The organism is Dorea acetigenes, assembly GCF_025567385.1.
GTDB classification, from domain to species: Bacteria; Bacillota; Clostridia; order Lachnospirales; family Lachnospiraceae; genus Claveliimonas; species Claveliimonas acetigenes.
The window spans coordinates 1-18,016 of sequence record NZ_JAOQJU010000025.1 but is presented as its reverse complement, the minus strand read 5'-3'; the positions used below and the strand labels follow the sequence as shown (position 1 = coordinate 18,016).

The following is an 18,016-nucleotide window of genomic DNA, read 5'->3' as shown; positions in this document are numbered from 1 at the left end:
AACTCTACTTACTCCACGCTCTTCAAAGATTCTACCATATCGATCTTCTTCAATTTGAAATACATGACTCCATTTACAAAGAAAGAAAATCCCAGCGTAAACAACATACTATAGATATAACTTGAAAAGTCAATGATTCTCCCAAACATTGCGGAATCTACTTCTACCGTTTCGATGATAAACCGATGCAGCAAAATTCCAATCACGATACCCGCCGCCATACCAACAAAAGTAAGAATGATATTTTCACGGTATACATAGGCGCTCACCTCTCCGTCATAGAACCCCAATACTTTCAGGGTTGCCAGCTCTCTGCGCCGCTCTGTAATATTGATATTATTCAGATTATAAAGCACTACAAACGCAAGCATTCCTGCAGACACAATCAGCACAATCACCACCAGGTTCAGGCTCTTTAACATGTCATTTAGCTGCTGCTCAATATCGTGAAGATAGCTGACATTCAGCACCGCGTCCTGCTTCAGTATCTTCTCACCGGTTTCCTCCATCTTGGCATTGGTCTCTCCCACCGTCTTAAAATAGATACAGTTCACAGTGAATTCTTCATCATAGATTTCTTCATACAAATTCCTGGACATATACATATAATGTCCCATATAATTTTCACATATATTTGCAACCTTTACTTTATGGTTCCCGAAATCCGTATCCTCAATCTCAATGGTGTCTCCCTCTTTCACATCCAGCATCTTTGCCGTCTTCTCACTCAGAATGACGCCGTCATCCCCAAGTGTATATTCCTCTTTGCCCACACGGTCATGGAATTTTACAAATTCATCTATCTGCCCCAAATCTTCCGGAACTGTCTGGTACGCTTCCCTCTTATTAGAATCATGAACCAGCGTCACCGTACGCATATTTACATCCAAAGACTCTTTGATGCCCTCTTCTTCCTCTATATAAGCAGACAGATTTTCCTTCTCTTCCTCCGTCACATTTTCCTGAAGGTATGCCATACCGTCATAAATTTGAATTTCCTCATACTGGATGTCCGCAATTTCGTAGATAGAATCCTTCAGTCCAAATGCAAACAACATCAGACCCATGCACCCGCCAATTCCAAACACCGTCATAAAGAATCGTTTCTTATAGCGGAAGAGATTACGTATCGTAGATTTCCACGTGAAACTCAAATGTTTCCAAATAAACGTAATTCTCTCCATAAATACACGTTTTCCACTCTTGGGTGACGGTGGCCGCATCAAAACTGCCGGCTGCGCCCCCAACTCTCTATAACACGCAGCTCCGGTTGCCGCCAGCGTACATGCCGTCGCAGCAACAGTAGCCATAACTGCATAATACATATTATATGGAACCAGGATATCATTCATATAAGGATAAATAATGCCATACGCATATATGATGATATAAGGAATCACTTTCTCTCCAACCAGGATCCCCAAAACACTGCCTCCAAGCGCGGCGGCCAACGCATACCCCAGATATTTAGACGCAATGGCAAACCTACCGTATCCCAACGCTTTCATCGTACCAATCTGCGTCCTCTGCTCTTCTACCATACGCGTCATGCTTGTCAGGCTAATCAGCGCTGCCACTAAAAAGAACAGTACCGGGAACACTCCTCCGATTGCCTTCATACGGTCTGCATTCTCCCCATAGCCGGAATACTCCGGCAGAACACTTCTGTCATATACATACCAAACAGCTTCTCCTACATTAGATAATTCTTTTTCCGCATCTGCAATCTTCTGTTCTCCACCTGCGATTTCTTCTTCTGACTCTTTCTTTCCTTCTTCATACTCTCTTTTCGCATCCACCAGTTCAGGTTCTTTTTCCGCAATTTCCGACTTCGCCTCTTTCAGCGTATCTTCCTGTGTCTTTAGCTCTTTCCGTCCGTCATCCAACTGCATTTGCCCATCCTGAAGCTGCCGGTATGCATCGTCAAGCTGTTCCTCCCCGGATTGCAGCTGCGCTCTGCTTCCATCCAGCTCAGCCTTTGCCGCAAGAAGCTGATTATACGCTTCATCCAACTGTGCCTTCCCGGCATCCAACTCGCTCTTCGCCCCATCCAGTATACCTCTTGTCGCATCCAGCTGCGCTCTGCTGTCCGCAAGAATCGCCGCTCCGCTATCCAATTCCTGCTGATAACCGGTTATCTCAGCCTCTCCCTGCCGATAAGCTTCTTCCGCCTCATCCAGCTGCTGCTTCAAAAGTTCTGCCTGCTGCTGCACTTGGACATCTTCGCTTTCTGCCATCTGATAATAAGTATCCCAACCCGCATCCAGCTCAGCCCTCTTAACTGACAGACTTTCTCTTCCTGCCTGAATCATCGGCTCATAAATAGCCTTCTGCTCCTCATAGGAGGCCTTTCCCTGCTGATATTCCGCTTCCCCTGCCGCATATGCTTCTTCCGCCTGCTGGTATTCCTGAGCTTTCTGTTTGTATACAGCTAAATTAGAGTTGTATTCTTCCAGTCCCTGATTGTAAGACTCCATCCCCTGACTATAAGCAGCCTTCCCATCCTCAAGCTGTCTTCTGCCGGATTCATACTGCTCCTTCGCATCATCCAATTCCTTCTGTTTTTCATCTAAAGTCGTTTTTGCCTCTGCAAGAAGATTCTCTCCTTCTGCAATCTGTTGCTTTGCATCCTGAAGCTGATTCTCGCCTTCCGTAATCTGATTCAGGGCATCTGCCAGCTTATTCTCAGCTTCCCACTTCCCATCAGTCAACTCTTTTCTTGCTTTGTCAAGTTCAAGATTTGCATCGTCCACAATTTCATTTCTTCGTATTTCTCCCCGCAGCCCTGTAATATCTTCAATATTTTGAATAACCTCATCAACCCGCTCTTCATAGTCATCACTGAAGGCCTCCAGCTCATCTGCTCCTTCCACCAATAAGTAAGCTTCCGTATAAACTTCCGATTTAAAAGTCTCTTCCGGTACAATCACAAATGCACTGACACTCCCTGTCCCGATCATAGCGCTCCCACGATTCAGAGAAATATAGCAGGAACTGCTTGCCTTCCCTACCACTTTCCATTCATCCGTTTTGAGAGTATCCTTAATGGACGTATCTGTACCGGATTCTACCCATATAAGATCGCCAACCTGATAACTGCTTCTGTCATCCACCAGACATTCCCCTTCATTTACGGGCATCCTTCCTTCTTCCACATCCACCTCATTCATCGTCGGAAGCATGGACATAATATGTAAAACCTTCTGATTCTCTTCTCCTTTACTCAATGCATCGACGCTATATCCGCCTTCTGCCAACTCTACACCATCCACCTCTTCCAAAGCCTCCAGGTCACTCTCTGTAATTCCCAGTGTGCTGATTACTTTGATATCCATCAGACGGTGTTCATCAAAATACGAATCTCCGGTATACAGCATATCTGGTTGGGCAGAACGGATACCCGAAAAAAAGGCAACTCCCATCGCCACGATTAAAAAGATAGATAAAAACCTGCCCGGGCTTCTGCGGACTTCCATATAGAAATCCTTTCGCATTATTTTATTATTCATACTCTTGGCTCCTTTTTACCACTCAATCGTCTCAACCGAAACCGGATGTCTGTTCACAATAATTTCTGCAACCTTTCCATTTTTAATCTTAATTACCCGATCAGCCATGGGAGCAATTGCCGAATTATGTGTAATCAGAATTACCGTCATCCCTCTTTCCCGGCAAGTATCCTGAAGAAGCTTCAGAATAGACTTTCCGGTATTATAATCCAATGCCCCTGTCGGCTCGTCACACAACAAAAGCTTCGGGTTCTTCGCAAGCGCCCTGGCAATCGACACACGCTGCTGCTCTCCTCCTGACAGCTGCGCCGGGAAATTGTCCAGGCGATCCTTAAGCCCCACCTCTCTGAGAACCTCCGCAGCATCCAGCGGTTCCTTACAGATCTGAAGGGCAAGTTCGACATTTTCAAGCGCTGTCAGGTTCGGCACCAGATTGTAGAACTGGAATACAAATCCAATATCATCTCTCCGGTATGCAGTAAGCTGCCTCTGGCTATAAGCTGATATATCCTCTCCATCCACTTCCACAATTCCGTCAGTGGCTGTATCCATTCCTCCCAGAATATTCAGAACAGTTGTCTTCCCCGCTCCACTCGGTCCTACTACTACAGCAAATTCTCCCTTTTCTATCTCAAAACTGATTCCATCCGCTGCTGCAATATCCACTTCACCCATATGATATACTTTCGTTACATCTTCCAGCGTTACAAATGCATTCATAGAAATCCTCCAAAAGTTGTATAATATTCATAAATATTCATTGTTTCCGTGCCTTATTTCTTATATAATAACATATGTAAGAATTATTTTGGTATAATTTATAAGAATTTTAGAAGGGAGATGGGGAAAATAAATACAGCTACAATCATTCCGGCAAAAACAGACGCAGAAATACAGGATATTGCCGTATTAGCAGACGAAATCTGGCATCAGCATTTTACAGACATTATAGGAGAAGCCCAGGTAAATTACATGGTAGAAAAATTCCAGTCCTACCCGGCACTCAAAGAGCAAATTGAAGAGGGATATGAATATTTTAAAGTATACAGCGGCCATACTTTTGCCGGCTACACAGGAATACACGAAGAAGATGGCGCTCTGTTTCTGAGCAAACTGTATCTTCATAAGAACTTTCGCGGACAACACTTAAGCACGGAAGTCTTCCGGTTTCTTACGGATCTGTGCCGCGAACGGAAATTATCCAAAATCTGGCTCACCTGCAACAAACATAACGAAAATACCCTGAATGTCTATCATCATTGGGGATTTATAACGGTCCGGGAACAGAAAGCAGATATCGGAAACGGATTCTACATGGATGATTATATTCTGGAATATAATCTTTAACCAGGGAGACCGGCTAAACAGGCCGGTAACCCTGGTTTTTTCTACAATCACTTTAAACATCTATATGCTCTTTGAAGTCTCTAATCTGCAAAAACAGTAATCTCTTCCGCCGCTTTTCTCTTCGGCTTCACCGGATCTATATCCGGATACCCGACACTGATTACGGATACAATCTCCTGGGTATCATCAATATGGAAAAATTCTCTGATTGCCGCTTCATCATAAAGTCCCATAACGAGCGTTCCCAATCCCAATTCCTTCGCTTTCAGACAAAGATTTGCCACCTGCAGTCCATTATCAAAATACTGAAAGCCTTCTTTTAAATGAGTCGAATAACTGCCATCCCTCTCAAATCCGCTTCTTCCTTTCACAACCGCAGAAACAATAAGTACGGGAGCATCCTTCACATTCTTCTGGTTGAAATCAGGCAGACACTCTGCCAACTGCGCCTTCTTCTCTCCATCAGCCACATAATACCGGGATACCTGACTGTTCTTCCATGACGGCGCCAATATCGCTGCCTCAATCAATTCCTTAATAACTTCCCTTGATACAGGCGTATCTTTATATTGTCTGATGCTCCTCCTGTTTTCTAAACATGCTTGTAATTCCACAGAAACTCCTCCTTCATTTTATAATGGAGAACGCCTTCTTATTCTTCAGCACCTGTTTCTCCCTGAACTATTGCCGCATAATCTCCAATACTGACATTCATTCCATTTTCAAAGCTTAAATCAAGCCCATCTTTCATCTGTTGAATTCCCTGCTGAATCGTCTCATCATTCAGGTCAATCATTGCCATCTCTTCATCTGTCAATCCCTGCATCTCCTGAACCAGAGCAAGACAGCACTGTGTCCTCTCTTCCTCGGATGCAGCCTCCCATTCTGTTTTCGTCCAATTCAAATACTCATTATCATAGACAGTTCCCGTAGGCTCATAAAGCTGCTCTATCGTATCCTCCGTCGCAAAGAAAGCTTCCATTAATTCTGTGGTATCATCTTCATTAAACTCATATAGCTTCTCATCTTCATCATAATCAATTCTGACCTGATGTACTTCCCCATCGCCAAAAGTCTGCTCGTCCATTGCATCTTTCAGCGCCTGCAAAACAATCCCTCCTATGTCAGAGGTATCTTCCGCACTTACAGCAGCTTCCATAGTCTTTTCATAAAAAATATCGAACACATCCGACGGATATACGGTTACATCGACAGTATAGTTCCCGTCGTCATCTTTTTCAGACCCTGTAATCTCATATTTTGCTGATGCCAGCACATCCTTAACAGCCTGTGGAAAATCATCTGTAAAACTTCCTCCCAGAACTTCTACTTCTGCAAACATCTCCATCATATCATCAATATTGGTGTCATATTCTTCCTGGACATCTTCCTTATCTCTTCCCAGTAATTCTGCATAATCATCGATATCTCCCTGCAGCTCTGCCCTAAGATATGCATCCACCGCCGCTTCAGCATCCAGCTCTTTCGCCCCACACCCTGACAACATAGCCAGCGACATCATGAGCGTCAATAAAATCATAATCCCCTTCTTACATTTTTTCATTCTCTTTTCCTCCTTTTCCATCACTTTTACAGCGGCAATACAAAAAACCACCGTTAGTTTTCAAATATTTTATCACATTATCCCCTGTAAATCTATCTTATTCTGACATATCACTGTGATTTCTTACACGCAAAAAAGAGAGCTTGAAGGGTAAAAACAGCTGTATTCTGCATAAGCGCCTTCTTTTTACTTCTTTTCATCCAACAGCATGACACCATCTGCAGGATTTCGGTCAATAGCGCCTACAATCCGGTGGGGAAAATAGGGCTCTTCCAGCCAGGCAATATCCTCTGTCGTCAGCTTTACAGCCAACGCTCCCACTGCATCGTCAAAGTAGTTAGCCTTCGTCGCTCCGATGATGGGAGCTGCGACACCTTTGGCCCAGTGCCATGCGATAGCAATCTGAGACATCTTTACACCATAACGCACCGCCAGTTCATGAACCCGGTTCACAATCTGCATATCCTGTTCTTGGGTACGGTCATATTTGCCCATGGCTACCCGGTCGGTACGGCTGCGAAGCGTATCCGCTTTCCACTCTGGCCGAGCCAGGTGTCCTGCTGCCAAAGGACTGTAGGGCATTAGAGACACACCCATCTGTTTACAAATGGGGATGAGTTCCCGTTCATCCTCCCGGTAGAGAAGGTTATAATGATTTTCCATGGCTTCAAACTGCGCCCAGCCGTGGTTGTGAGCTGCGAGCTGCATATTATAAAATTGATATCCGTACATAGCAGAAGCGCCCAGCGCCCGCACTTTTCCGGCTTGCACCAACTCATTCAGAGCTTCCATCGTTTCCTCAATGGGCGTTTCATAATCAAAGCGGTGAATGATGTACAAATCCAGATAGTCTGTTCCCAGCCGCCGGAGCGTCCCGTCGATTTCCCGGCGGATAGCCGGGGCAGACAATCTGCCGGGGTTGAAATAGACCTTGGAAGCAATCACAACCTTGTCACGGGCAATATTCTTTTTCAGCGCCCGCCCCAGATATTCCTCACTGGTTCCGGCAGAGTAACCGTTAGCCGTATCGAAAAAATTAATGCCAAGATCCAGAGCGTGCCTGACAAGCTGCTCCGTGCTGCTTTCATCCAATGTCCAGTCATGCATGGCTCCTGCCTTGCCGAAGCTCATACAGCCAACGCATAGTTTAGAAATTTGAATGTCCGTATTTCCTAAGTTTGTATATTCCATATTCGATCCCTCCAATTATCCGGCAGCCTTTTAGATGCAATCCGCCATCACTTCGCAATCCTTTTGATAAAAAGAAATCCCATAACAAAGAATGTCACTGTATCCTTCCGACTGAAGCTCTGCTATATTTCTTCTGCCTTCGTCAGATATCCCGTAAAATACAGAAAATTCCATAGATTCTCTCCACTCTCATACATATCTGCATAAGTAATCTCTTCATGTATAGGAATGTCCATTGTCTTTCCATCCAAAAGCATCTCAAGCTGTACCCGCATCTCCCGGTCAGCCCGTCCAACCATATCCTTAATAATCTCATTTGAACTGGTGTTAATCCAGTATGGACGCGGAAAAGCATGATGCCTGCCAAATTCTTCCGCAATTTCTTCTTTGAACTTGTAATATGCAGACTCAAAAGTACTCTGTTTTGCCGATTTCAGCGTCAAATTAACAACCGGGTATTTCCCCATCAAGCAACTCTTTTATGAGCATCGTTTTGTCTACATAATGATAATCATTTGTGATTAATTCTTCAAAATTATCCACACCGATTGGCATCGCTTTTCTCATATCAGATCACCTCTACTCGTTATCCAACTCTGAACATTTCATCAGTTTTCTATACAAACGAAGCATAAATAACATATAATTGTAATTATCAATAATAAAACGTGGAAAAGGAAAATCTTTATTTTACTCCCAAAATCATCTGCTATTCCGTTTGTAAAATGAACGGGAATAATTCCCGGCAAAAAAATATACTTATTTCTGCTCTCACTACATTTTACTACCTTTTTTCATCATCTTCAACAAAAATCCTACGCCAATAAAATACATTTTTACCTACTTTTCCACTACAAGTATCCATACCCCGAGGAAGGAAGCCACTCTGCCACATCAGTATATCCTTTTCTCTTCCTTTTTTTCTCTTAATCTTTGTACAAAAAAGAGCTCTTGACAATTTCTATTTCTTTATTTATAATTAGCTTATATAACTCATTTATATAAACTAATTATAAGGAGATAACGAATGCCAAAGCAAAGAATCACGAAAGAAATGGTTGTCAATGCCGCCTTTGAAATTGCAAGAAGCAGTGGGATGGAACAAGTTATGGTAAAAAATATCGCGGACAAAATCGGATGCTCTGTGCAGCCCATTTATAGTTACTGTAAAAATATGGATGGCCTGCGGCAAGATGTAATTCTGCAAGTCAATCGTTTTATACAAGAATATGTAGCGGCTCATATTAACAAAGACGATTTGTTCCGCAGTACAGGAAAATCATACATTCAATTAGCCAAAGAAGAACCTCACCTATTTAAGATTTTTATTTTACACCAACGCCAGGGAATCTCCTCGCTGGATGATTTATATCAAGCAGAAACCAATCCACAGCTTGCCGAAATCATTGCCGACAAATTACACATCAGTACAACACATGCCAGACAACTGCATTTAAATATGTTGATTTATACGATTGGCATCGGTACGATTTTCTCAGTAACAACACCGGGCATTTCAGCGGATGAAATATTTGCACAGCAAGAAACTGCCTATGAAGCATTTTTAAAACAGGCATTGGAGGATAATCATTAATTATGACAAAAGGAATTATCATTTATCAGTCAAAATATGGTGCTACAAAAAAGTATGTTAAGTGGCTTCAGGACATGACCGACTTCCATTGTGCGGAAATATCAAAAACATCAATGAGTGAAGTCTCACAATACGGAACCATCCTATTATGCGGCGGCGTATATGCTTCCGGAATAGCAGGATTATCGTTTTTAAAGAAGAATATCGAGAAACTGAAAGATAAAAGAATAGCTGTATTCTGCGTAAGCGCCTCTCCCTATGACGAAAATGCCTTGAAAGAAATCAAGGCACATAATTTAACGGGCAGATTGAGCGATATTCCGCTTTTTTATGGAAGAGGCGCATGGGATGAAAGCAAAATGAAATTCATGGACAGGACCTTATGTAAAATGCTGAAAAAATCCATAGCCAAAAAGGATCCCGATACATATGAGCCGTGGATGAAGGCTCTTATGTGCGCCGACGGAAAAAGCTGCGATTGGACAGATAAAAACTACTTAATCCCACTCATGAAGTATTTGCGAGAAACCATATAGGTTTGTAAGAAATTTTTCTATTTCTTTTCATCAACCGTTGATATTGGAGCTGTTTCATCTAATTCTGAAAACTTTGAGTTTTTTTGCATTCATTGCCTTAAAAAATGTATTTTGAGTTATTTCTTCTGCATAGGACTAATTTTTTATAATTGTCATAACATATGAATATACTTGCAAATAGTATGAATGATACAGTTTTTCGTAATCCAGAACTGCTCACCTCCTTCTTCTCATAGGTTAGTCGAAGAAAAGATAGTTTCGTTACAAATATTTTTAAATTTTCATAGAACGGAGTTCTCTCCGTTTTCTTCGTTACCCTTTCATCATAACGCGTTCTGAATGATATGCAAGTCACAAAAAATCGCTATCTGTGCGTCATTTGCGGATTTGCGCGAAAAAATGGCAGCCCATAAAGGACTGCCATTTTCGTATATCAAATTACCTCATCACCCAATCCAATAATAATAACACGTCCGATTGGGTCATTCCCATTCTATGGCGATTGTATCATCACTCCACTTCATCCTTAAAATGGTTTGCCGCATACCGCAGGATTATCTGCTGCGCTTTTTCTTATGGGTGTAAACGGTTGTACCGGTCAAAGCCGCGCCAGCCACAAGCATTAGGAAGATCCACAGTGCAATATTGCTGTTATCGCCCGTCTTCGGACTATTGCTGCTTTTGCCTACATTGCCGCTTTTGCCTGCATTGCCACTTTGTTTACCTGAACCTGTAGGAGCGGCTGTTTTGTAATTCGGGTCGGAAGCGCCGCAAACCGTGCACGTTCCATCTTTGTAGCTGTGCGTAAGTTTTGAAATAGTCTCTCCCTTTTCAAGAACCTCACCGCAGTCCTCGCAAACCTTATCTCCGGTATAGCCTTCGGTGGTACAAGTGGCTTCTTTTTTGTTTTTCAGCTCTGCTTTCCCGTGTCCTCTGGCTTCGATAACCGTTTCTTTCTTTGTAATCTCCTGTGTCAGTTCTTCATCGCGGAAATATTTGCCACAGGTCTCGCAGTACCAGTATTCATTATTTCCCTCATCGGTGCAAGTAGCGTCTTTGCCGGAAATATGCTTGCCCTGATGGTTGTGGACAGGCTCAAGCTTTTCCTCCGCCACGTATCCGCATACGGTACAGTGCCTGTCGGTCTCCTCGGTGGCGGCCTCTACATTCCAGGTATGGTTCTCGCCCGCGTCCTTTGTACCGCAAACGGTGCAGACATGGTAATGTTTCTCCGCATCTGCATGTTCTTCCAGATAATCGGCCGACCAGGTATGATCCACCTTCGGAATCACCTTCCAGGTATTCAGGTCGGTAATCTCTACCGTGCAGCTTTCGTCCTCAAAGAATTTGCCGCAGGAGCAGCTATAATATTCTTTGCTGCCATCTTCCGTACAGGTGGCATCTTCCCCGACAACATACATACCCACATGGACATGTCCAAGCTGTGCCTCTGCCACGTATCCGCATACAGTGCAGTGCTTGTCGGTTTCCTCGGTGGCGGCCTCTACATTCCAGGTATGGGCCTCGCCTGCGTCCCTTGTGCCGCAGACGGTACAGATATGGTAGTGTTTCTCCGCATCTGCATGTTCTTTCAGATAATCGGCTGACCAGGTATGATTCAGCTTCGGAATCACCTTCCAGGTATCCAGATCGGTAATCTCTACTTTACAGTCCGCATCCTCAAAGAATCTTCCACAAGAGCAGCTGTAATATTCTTTGCTGCCCTCCTCGGTGCATGTGGCATCTTTCCCGGCAACATACTTGCCCACATGGACATGCCCAAGCTTTTCCTCCGCCACGTATCCGCATACAGTACAGTGCTTGTCGGTTTCCTCGGTGGCGGCCTCTACATTCCAGGTATGGGCCTCGCCCGCATCCTTTGTACCGCAGATGGTGCAGACATGGTAGTGTTTATCCGCATCTGCATTTTCTTTCAGATAATCGGCTGACCAGGTATGATTCAGCTTCGGAATCACTTTCCAGGTATCCAGATCAGTGATTTCTGTTGTGCCCTCGGCATCGCTAAAATGCTTACCGCAAGTATCGCAAGTCCAGTACTCCGTATTGCCCTCCTCGGTACAGGTCGCAGCTTTCGCCGGGGTATGGGTCAGTGTATGGCCGGTTGCGGAAATGACCGTATCGGCAAGTATGATTTCTGTCTTACCATCGGCATCGCTGAAATATTTTCCACACGTTCCGCAAGTCCAGTACTCCGTATTGCCCTCCTCGATACAGGTCGCGGCTTTCGCCGGGGTATGGGTCAGTGTATGGCCGGTTGCGGAAATGACCGTATCGGCAAGTATGATTTCTGTCTTACCATCGGCATCGCTGAAATATTTTCCACACGTTCCGCAAGTCCAGTACTCCGTATTACCGTCCTCGGTGCAGGTGGCGGCTTTCGCTTCGGTCTTCACCGCATTGTGTCCGAGCATCGAGCCTGCTTTTTCACGGGTATCTGTCTTGCCGCAACGGTCGCATTCTGCCGTTTCTGTTCCGTCTGCCGTACAGGTAGCATCGTTGTTGTACACATAGTTTGTGAAGCTGTGATTATCCGGGTCGACGTCGCCGTATTGCCTTCCGCAGTCGTCGCACACCACCGGATCTGTACATGTAGCTGTTCCGCCCGCATGGGTGTGTTCGCCGATACGGACATATTTGTAATCGTAAAGTGTGCTCATTGCATCGGTGTCAAAATTCACAGTCGTATCATAAGGAGATTCTGCTCCTTTATTAAAATGTACGGCGGCTGAACCGTCATGGTTCGCATCATCCACCTTTAACTCCACGAGCTTTCCGGAAGCGGGAGTCATACTGAAGGCGATGTTATCTGTATTACCAGTGCTGTAATTGTAAAATCGTATTCCGCCATCAGCAGTTATTTCGGATGCCTCCACATTCAACTGGCAAACCACGATTGCGGGATCGCTGACAGCGGCTGCTCTCGATATGTTAACTGTTGAATTTTTTGCATCAAGCGTTTTGTCTACGACTATTCCTTCACAAGTGCCACCGACAGCTATTACGGTACTGTCTGCGACCGTCATATTGCCCTCTACACAAATCATCGCAGTATCTGTGGCGCTTTCCGCCGTAACATTACTGCCGTTTCTGATTACAACATCCCCTTCATAGGTATAGATTACATAACTTCCGTACTCTCCTATAACAGTTGCTTTTACTGCCGAATTATCAATGAGAATACCGCCGTCAGCAGCCCATATTGCGTTTCCATCGCCTGTCGTTGCCGTCACATCGCTGCCACCTGTGATTTCGATGAAATTAGCATACATAGCCGGATTGTATGAGGTTTCTCCGTTTGCAGTTACGACGGAGCCGTCAATCTTGATTCCTCCGGGGGAATAGAAAGCGTTTCCATCGCCTGTCGCTGCAGTCACATCGCTGCCACCCGTGATTTCGATGCCGGTTGCTGCCCACAGCGTCGGATAACCAGATGACGCTGCTTGTACTGTTACGTCAGAATTATTTATTTTAATCCCACCGCTAGTTATATAGAAAGCATTCGTTTCTGAACCCTTTGTTGTAGCAGTAACGGTACTGTTGACAATGTTCAGATCTATATCACCCTGGTTCGGATCGTTTTGAGTGTCTATAACAATCGCTGTGTAATTGGCCGCATTTATCTCTACGTTTGCTTCCTCTATAGTCACATTGTCATAGGTAGAGATACCAACCGTGTAATCGCCCAAGGCATTGATTGTCAGCTTGCCGTCTCCGGTGATAATCAGCTTGTCTCGGTAATATATCCTATTCCCTGAAACAGTTCGTCTAGATCCCTGTAAACGAATAGCGTTGTACTGTGGCGACTCGATAACGCTGTCTCCCGCAACATTGATAGTCAAAGTTTTTTGTTCATTGCCATATGTCATAATTCCCGCTATTTTGGCATTGTCAAGCGTCAAGGTACATGTAGACGCGTCGTACGATACCGTTCCGCCGTCTCCAAGGACGTCGCTGGCGTTCATGTTTGTAACTCGGATATTGTTGTATCCCGATTCGGCATATATATACAGATCATATTCTTCAAAAACAGGCAGCACTTCTATTTTAGCCGTGTCAGATACCGTTTCGGCGGTCGTGCCGCCTAATGTATTCGTTACAACGCAATAGTAGTATGTCGTCCCTTCCGCCGATATATCGGGCGTATAACTGCTATTCGTTTCTTCGTCAAGCTTTGTGCCGCCGGAATTGCTGTCAGTCATATTGCTGTACCACTGATAGCTGAGCGTACCGCCATCGGAAGCGCTTGCTTCTACGCTGATTGTATGCACCGTATCGCCGATAATATAAGTCTCGTCCTGCGGCTGAGACGTTATCGCAGGTGTTCCGGCAATATTACTAGAGACGGTAAGGTCAACCGGCTGAAATGCGCTGGCATAGTCGGTTTTATAATCGCCGTTATATTGCTCGCTGAACACCTTGAGGGTATAGCTGCCCGGTTGAAGATCAACGGGTATGATGACACTTGCTGTACCGCTTTCGCTGTTCCTAGCAATATTTCCGTAGTAAAGGACAGTATCGCTGCTGTCGCAAAGCAGGACGGAAACATATTCGTTGTCGCCTGTCTGCGCACCAGAATAAGTAATCTGTACGTTGTCGCCCGCCGATGCGGAAACACTTGCCTGCCCGTCCACATTGGCTGAAAAACTGCGACTTTCGTCCGGTAACGTCAGTTTCCAGTCCGTTCCGGTTGTGCCGACTGCTGTTAGGTTGCCATCCACCGCCGTATCCGCTTTGCCGCCGACTGTGGCAGATGAGAAGAGAACAGCGTCCAGCTTCAGATTAAAAGCAGGGCGTGCGGCGTAATTGCTACTTGCAATGGTCTTAGACACCGCGCCACCATCAATCACAAGCCCCACATCATCACTCTTGTCGAAAGCAGGCGACCGCAGCCACCAGAACCATGAATCTCCATTTTTATACGTTGCTTTTAATTCATCCGCTCCATCATATGAACTTAAGTAATCACTGGCTTCTCTTGCCGATAAGAAGAATACCTGATCTTGATCTAACTGGCTCTCTCCCCAACCAACGCCATATAAGGATTCAACATTATCTGTTTTTGTTAACGCCTTGATTCCGGTCTGTTCCCCTGTTGCAAAAGAACTTTTCACAAAGTTCTTACACCACTCCTGCGCGTCACTGTTCTGCCAGATGTTGGTCTGTCCTGCAGCTTCAAACTGAATATCCTTCAGCAGATATTTTGACAGCAAAAACATTCCATCGCTACCGGTATTATCGTTTTCAGCGTCGAGTACCTGCCACTGGATGGCATCGCCTTGCGTATATCCGTTTATCTCGCTGTCGCAGGTCCCGTAATAAACGCTGTCTCCCTTTTTGATGGCACTTGTGCCAAGTTGTATGGCTTTGCCTGTGTCTGTTTCCACTGCAAATGCTGCTGCCGGCAATAGCCCTGCCAGCAGGCAAAAGCAGAGCAATGCCGAAAATAATCGTTTTTTCATGTTGTGTCCTCCTTTTTTGCTCTTGGCTTTGGTTCTTTTGGATTTCCTGCCAGAGCATCTTGATTCATTCCTGCATACCCCATCAGAGATCCGGAGAATTGGTGATAGTGGCTGCCGGAGCCGCAATCAATGCTGGCCGGTTTGACCTGTTCCACTTCTCACCCTCCCCCTTGGTTAGCGGCGGTTCTATGCTCGCACTTATATTATACAGAAAAGAAAAAGGGAAGACTATTACCCATTTTGACCCCCAAAATGGGTGACCCCCGAAATCCTTTTCGGGGGTCACTTTGCCTATAAAAGCATATACTTTTTGAGGTCTTTTCGGTTCTCCACATTCAATTTACGCATGGCCTCGGAAATGTGGCTTTTGACCGTATTTACTGATATTTTCAGGTGTTTTGCGATCTCCTGTGTCGTCCAGTCACGGGCAGCAAGCATGGCAATCGCAAACTCCGTGGTGGTTAAATCGTCCGCCACATCATGCCCTGTTATGGGGTTATGAACTCTACGCCAGCCCGAAGAGAAACGATAGGTAATGTCGATAATCCTCTTAAAATCTTTCGGCCATTTTGGTTTAATGACCGCTTCCAGCATAGCCCCCAAAAGCCCGTGGTGTTCTCCAAAGCCCTCGATCAAATCATCGAGGCGGGCAAGCTCCCACGCAGCCAGAAGATGGGCCTTCGCTTGGTCAGGCTGTTTCATGCTCATGTAGTCCATGACCGCTGCCAGATGCAGGTAGATAGCGGGAATCGGGTAGCTGGATGCGCCCATAGCCAGGGTAGCCGTCACCAATCCCGCGCTTTTGGCGTATTCTCCTTTCAAATAGAGATAATGGGCCTGCACATACAGGGCATAAGCGCGAACTCCCGGCGGCAGCAAAGGCAGGAAGCTGTCGGCCTCCGGCATTTTCTCCGGCAGCGGCAAATGTAAAAGCACCATCCCCATTGACGCGCTAAAGGCCGACGCCGCCCGAAACTGGGACGACTTTTCCCCCGCAGCGGCGAGGGAAGCGTTCAGCTCCCCCCAGGGCAAAACGCGTCCGCTGTATCTGCCCCATAGGGAGATTGGCATAGGCATAGATCAGACAGGCAGAGAACCGCGCTCCCATGTCGGGGCTGGTGAGATAGGCTTCCGCCTCTTTTGCCGCCGCTTCCGGCTGTCCGCTGAAATAGTGATACTCCGCCATAGCGATGTCCCGCCGTGGGCCTGCCGCCATCGCTTCCACCGTTTCCCGACAATGTCCCGGCGCAAAAGCCGTATTCATTAAGGGCATCAGATTTGTGTAGTCAATCCCGCCCGCGTCTGCTTCTTTTGCAGAGGGTTTTGTCTGCCGTCTGGTCCGGCGCGGGTCTTTGGGTTTTTCCGCGTCGGCAGGAACCGCCCAGGCATTTCCGATTTTCTGTGCGCCGGGGATACGTCCCTCCGCGCAGTATTGGTTGATCCTCCGTTCCGACACGCCCCATTTTTCCGCTGTTTCCCGGAGAGAAAGATATTGTTTCATGCTGCCACCGCCTTTATATCTGCAGATTGTTTTCCGCTTGTTTTCGCCCTCTATTATATTACGAAATATCGTATACTTTCAAGTTTTGTGCGGCGCTTTTTTGTGTATTTCAATCTCACTTCTTTTCAAATAATAATTTTCTCTACTTGATACGAACGTAGTAATACTGTTTACAAAATCCCGTTATGGACAAGAGCCTTTATACTGTGCCGTTTTCAGAAGATTCCAAAAAGCCGGACTCCACAATTAATCCTCTGTTGATGTACGGCTTCCAATAAGATGATCGTCCATATGCTCGAAAATTTCTCTTACAGTAAGAGGCTTTCTTCCTGTAAGCTTCTCAAAATCATCTGTCAACACCGCCATTTGGTTTTGACGAATTGCCCTTCCAAATGTAACCATTCCATCTGAACAGAATGGAAAATTTGTAGCAGTCTGAGCCCACATATCATCCGTTGTTCTTGGTACGCCAATTGAATCGAAAAATGCATACTGTTCATCATCGCTGATTGCTACATATTTTACATCATGTCCAGTAACATCATTAGCGATTGCAATGTATTCACCAATTGTAAGAAGTTCTGCTCCATTGACATCAATTACCCGATCCTGCCAGTCAGACATTGCGGCATATGCGCAAGCAACTGCACAATCGTCTCTTGAAATGTAAGCCATCTTTCCATCTGCCATATTATTTGCAAGTACATTATCTGTATTGGTATATGCATTGATGTAGTTTGAAACCATTGCCTCTGCATATTGGGAATCCCTTAAGAACAGATAGTGAATTGGCTGTTCTTTAACATAAGCTTCAAACCATACATGGTCATTTACCTCATATGTATCAATATCGGGCTCTCCGGCGCCTACAATTGATGTATACACCAGGCGATTCACACCGGCCTTAACCGCTGCATCAAGCGCTCTCTTCTGAGCTGCTCTTCTCTTTGGTCCTACGAAGGGCATTGAAATAAGCACCATTGTATCTATTCCTGTGAAAGCCTTTACCAGCCCCTCTTCATCGTTGAAGTCCGCAATCCTCTTCTCAACATCTACATCTTTGTACTTTTCAAGTCCTTTTTCTGTTGGCGCTGCAAACACAAGATTCTCGTGCGGCCATTTCTCTAAAAGAACCGCAGCTGCCTTTCCCCCAAAATTACCGTCTACACCGTTAAGCAAAATCTTCATTTTGAATACCTCCTAAGTATTTGTGGTAGTGTCAAAAACTACCTGTTTTTTTGTACTAAAATCTAATAAAAACCTTGATTTTTAGGGAAATCTGCAATAAAAAGAG

16 protein-coding genes are annotated in these 18,016 nt (G+C 45.2%); 3 read left to right on the top strand and 13 right to left on the bottom strand.

The window, feature by feature from the left end:
* Positions 1–8: 8 nt before the first annotated feature.
* Positions 9–3,509: an FtsX-like permease family protein gene (locus OCV99_RS14440; protein ID WP_158371488.1), complete on the bottom strand. Its 3,501-nt coding sequence runs from the start codon at positions 3,507–3,509 to the stop codon at positions 9–11.
* Positions 3,510–3,524: 15 nt separating this feature from the next.
* Positions 3,525–4,229, bottom strand: coding sequence for an ABC transporter ATP-binding protein (locus OCV99_RS14435; RefSeq protein WP_158371486.1), 705 nt, complete (start codon positions 4,227–4,229; stop codon positions 3,525–3,527).
* A gap of 120 nt (positions 4,230–4,349) precedes the next feature.
* Between OCV99_RS14435 and OCV99_RS14430 the strand changes: the two genes are divergently transcribed.
* On the top strand, positions 4,350–4,856 hold the full coding sequence (locus tag OCV99_RS14430) for a GNAT family N-acetyltransferase (protein ID WP_158371484.1): 507 nt from the start codon (positions 4,350–4,352) through the stop codon (positions 4,854–4,856).
* Positions 4,857–4,936: 80 nt separating this feature from the next.
* On the opposite strand, the gene OCV99_RS14425 is transcribed toward OCV99_RS14430, so the two are convergent.
* The 6 genes from OCV99_RS14425 to OCV99_RS18285 form a co-directional block, all read right to left on the bottom strand.
* Positions 4,937–5,470 (bottom strand): nitroreductase family protein, encoded by a 534-nt coding sequence (locus tag OCV99_RS14425; RefSeq protein WP_158371482.1) that lies wholly within the window; start codon positions 5,468–5,470, stop codon positions 4,937–4,939.
* Positions 5,471–5,508: 38 nt separating this feature from the next.
* The gene (locus OCV99_RS14420) at positions 5,509–6,420 is read right to left on the bottom strand and encodes a hypothetical protein (protein WP_158371481.1); all 912 of its coding nucleotides are present in this window, start codon (positions 6,418–6,420) and stop codon (positions 5,509–5,511) included.
* A 186-nt stretch (positions 6,421–6,606) separates the two neighbouring features.
* Positions 6,607–7,611, bottom strand: coding sequence for an aldo/keto reductase (locus OCV99_RS14415; RefSeq protein WP_158371479.1), 1,005 nt, complete (start codon positions 7,609–7,611; stop codon positions 6,607–6,609).
* 122 nt (positions 7,612–7,733) lie between these two features.
* Entirely contained in the window at positions 7,734–8,078 is a 345-nt protein-coding gene (locus OCV99_RS14410) for a hypothetical protein (RefSeq protein WP_262575798.1), read from the bottom strand.
* Positions 8,056–8,178: an AAA family ATPase gene (locus OCV99_RS14405; RefSeq protein ID WP_262575797.1), complete on the bottom strand. Its 123-nt coding sequence runs from the start codon at positions 8,176–8,178 to the stop codon at positions 8,056–8,058. Before OCV99_RS14405 ends, OCV99_RS14410 begins: the two co-directional genes overlap by 23 nt.
* Positions 8,179–8,219: 41 nt before the next feature.
* Entirely contained in the window at positions 8,220–8,360 is a 141-nt protein-coding gene (locus OCV99_RS18285; RefSeq protein WP_262575795.1) for a DUF1648 domain-containing protein, read from the bottom strand.
* A 278-nt stretch (positions 8,361–8,638) separates the two neighbouring features.
* Here OCV99_RS18285 and OCV99_RS14395 point away from each other — a divergent pair, with 278 nt between their 5' ends.
* On the top strand, positions 8,639–9,205 hold the full coding sequence (locus tag OCV99_RS14395; RefSeq protein WP_158371478.1) for a TetR/AcrR family transcriptional regulator: 567 nt from the start codon (positions 8,639–8,641) through the stop codon (positions 9,203–9,205).
* A gap of 2 nt (positions 9,206–9,207) precedes the next feature.
* On the top strand, positions 9,208–9,741 hold the full coding sequence (locus tag OCV99_RS14390) for a flavodoxin domain-containing protein (RefSeq protein ID WP_158371476.1): 534 nt from the start codon (positions 9,208–9,210) through the stop codon (positions 9,739–9,741).
* A gap of 554 nt (positions 9,742–10,295) precedes the next feature.
* On the opposite strand, the gene OCV99_RS14380 is transcribed toward OCV99_RS14390, so the two are convergent.
* The 5 genes from OCV99_RS14380 to OCV99_RS14360 form a co-directional block, all read right to left on the bottom strand.
* Positions 10,296–15,221, bottom strand: coding sequence for a DUF6273 domain-containing protein (locus OCV99_RS14380; protein WP_158371474.1), 4,926 nt, complete (start codon positions 15,219–15,221; stop codon positions 10,296–10,298).
* Complete coding sequence (locus OCV99_RS14375; protein ID WP_262575793.1) at positions 15,218–15,376, bottom strand: hypothetical protein; 159 nt, start codon at positions 15,374–15,376, stop codon at positions 15,218–15,220. Before OCV99_RS14375 ends, OCV99_RS14380 begins: the two co-directional genes overlap by 4 nt.
* Before the next feature lie 136 nt (positions 15,377–15,512).
* Positions 15,513–16,160 carry a helix-turn-helix domain-containing protein gene (locus tag OCV99_RS14370; RefSeq protein WP_262575792.1) on the bottom strand — a complete coding sequence of 216 codons (648 nt, stop codon included), beginning with the start codon at positions 16,158–16,160 and terminating at the stop codon, positions 15,513–15,515.
* Positions 16,161–16,173: 13 nt separating this feature from the next.
* A complete protein-coding gene (locus tag OCV99_RS18280) occupies positions 16,174–16,722 on the bottom strand; it encodes a helix-turn-helix domain-containing protein (protein ID WP_334307877.1) in 549 nt (182 codons plus the stop codon).
* Positions 16,723–16,968: 246 nt separating this feature from the next.
* Entirely contained in the window at positions 16,969–17,910 is a 942-nt protein-coding gene (locus tag OCV99_RS14360) for an NmrA family NAD(P)-binding protein (protein ID WP_158371471.1), read from the bottom strand.
* Between the last annotated feature and the right edge of the window lie 106 nt (positions 17,911–18,016).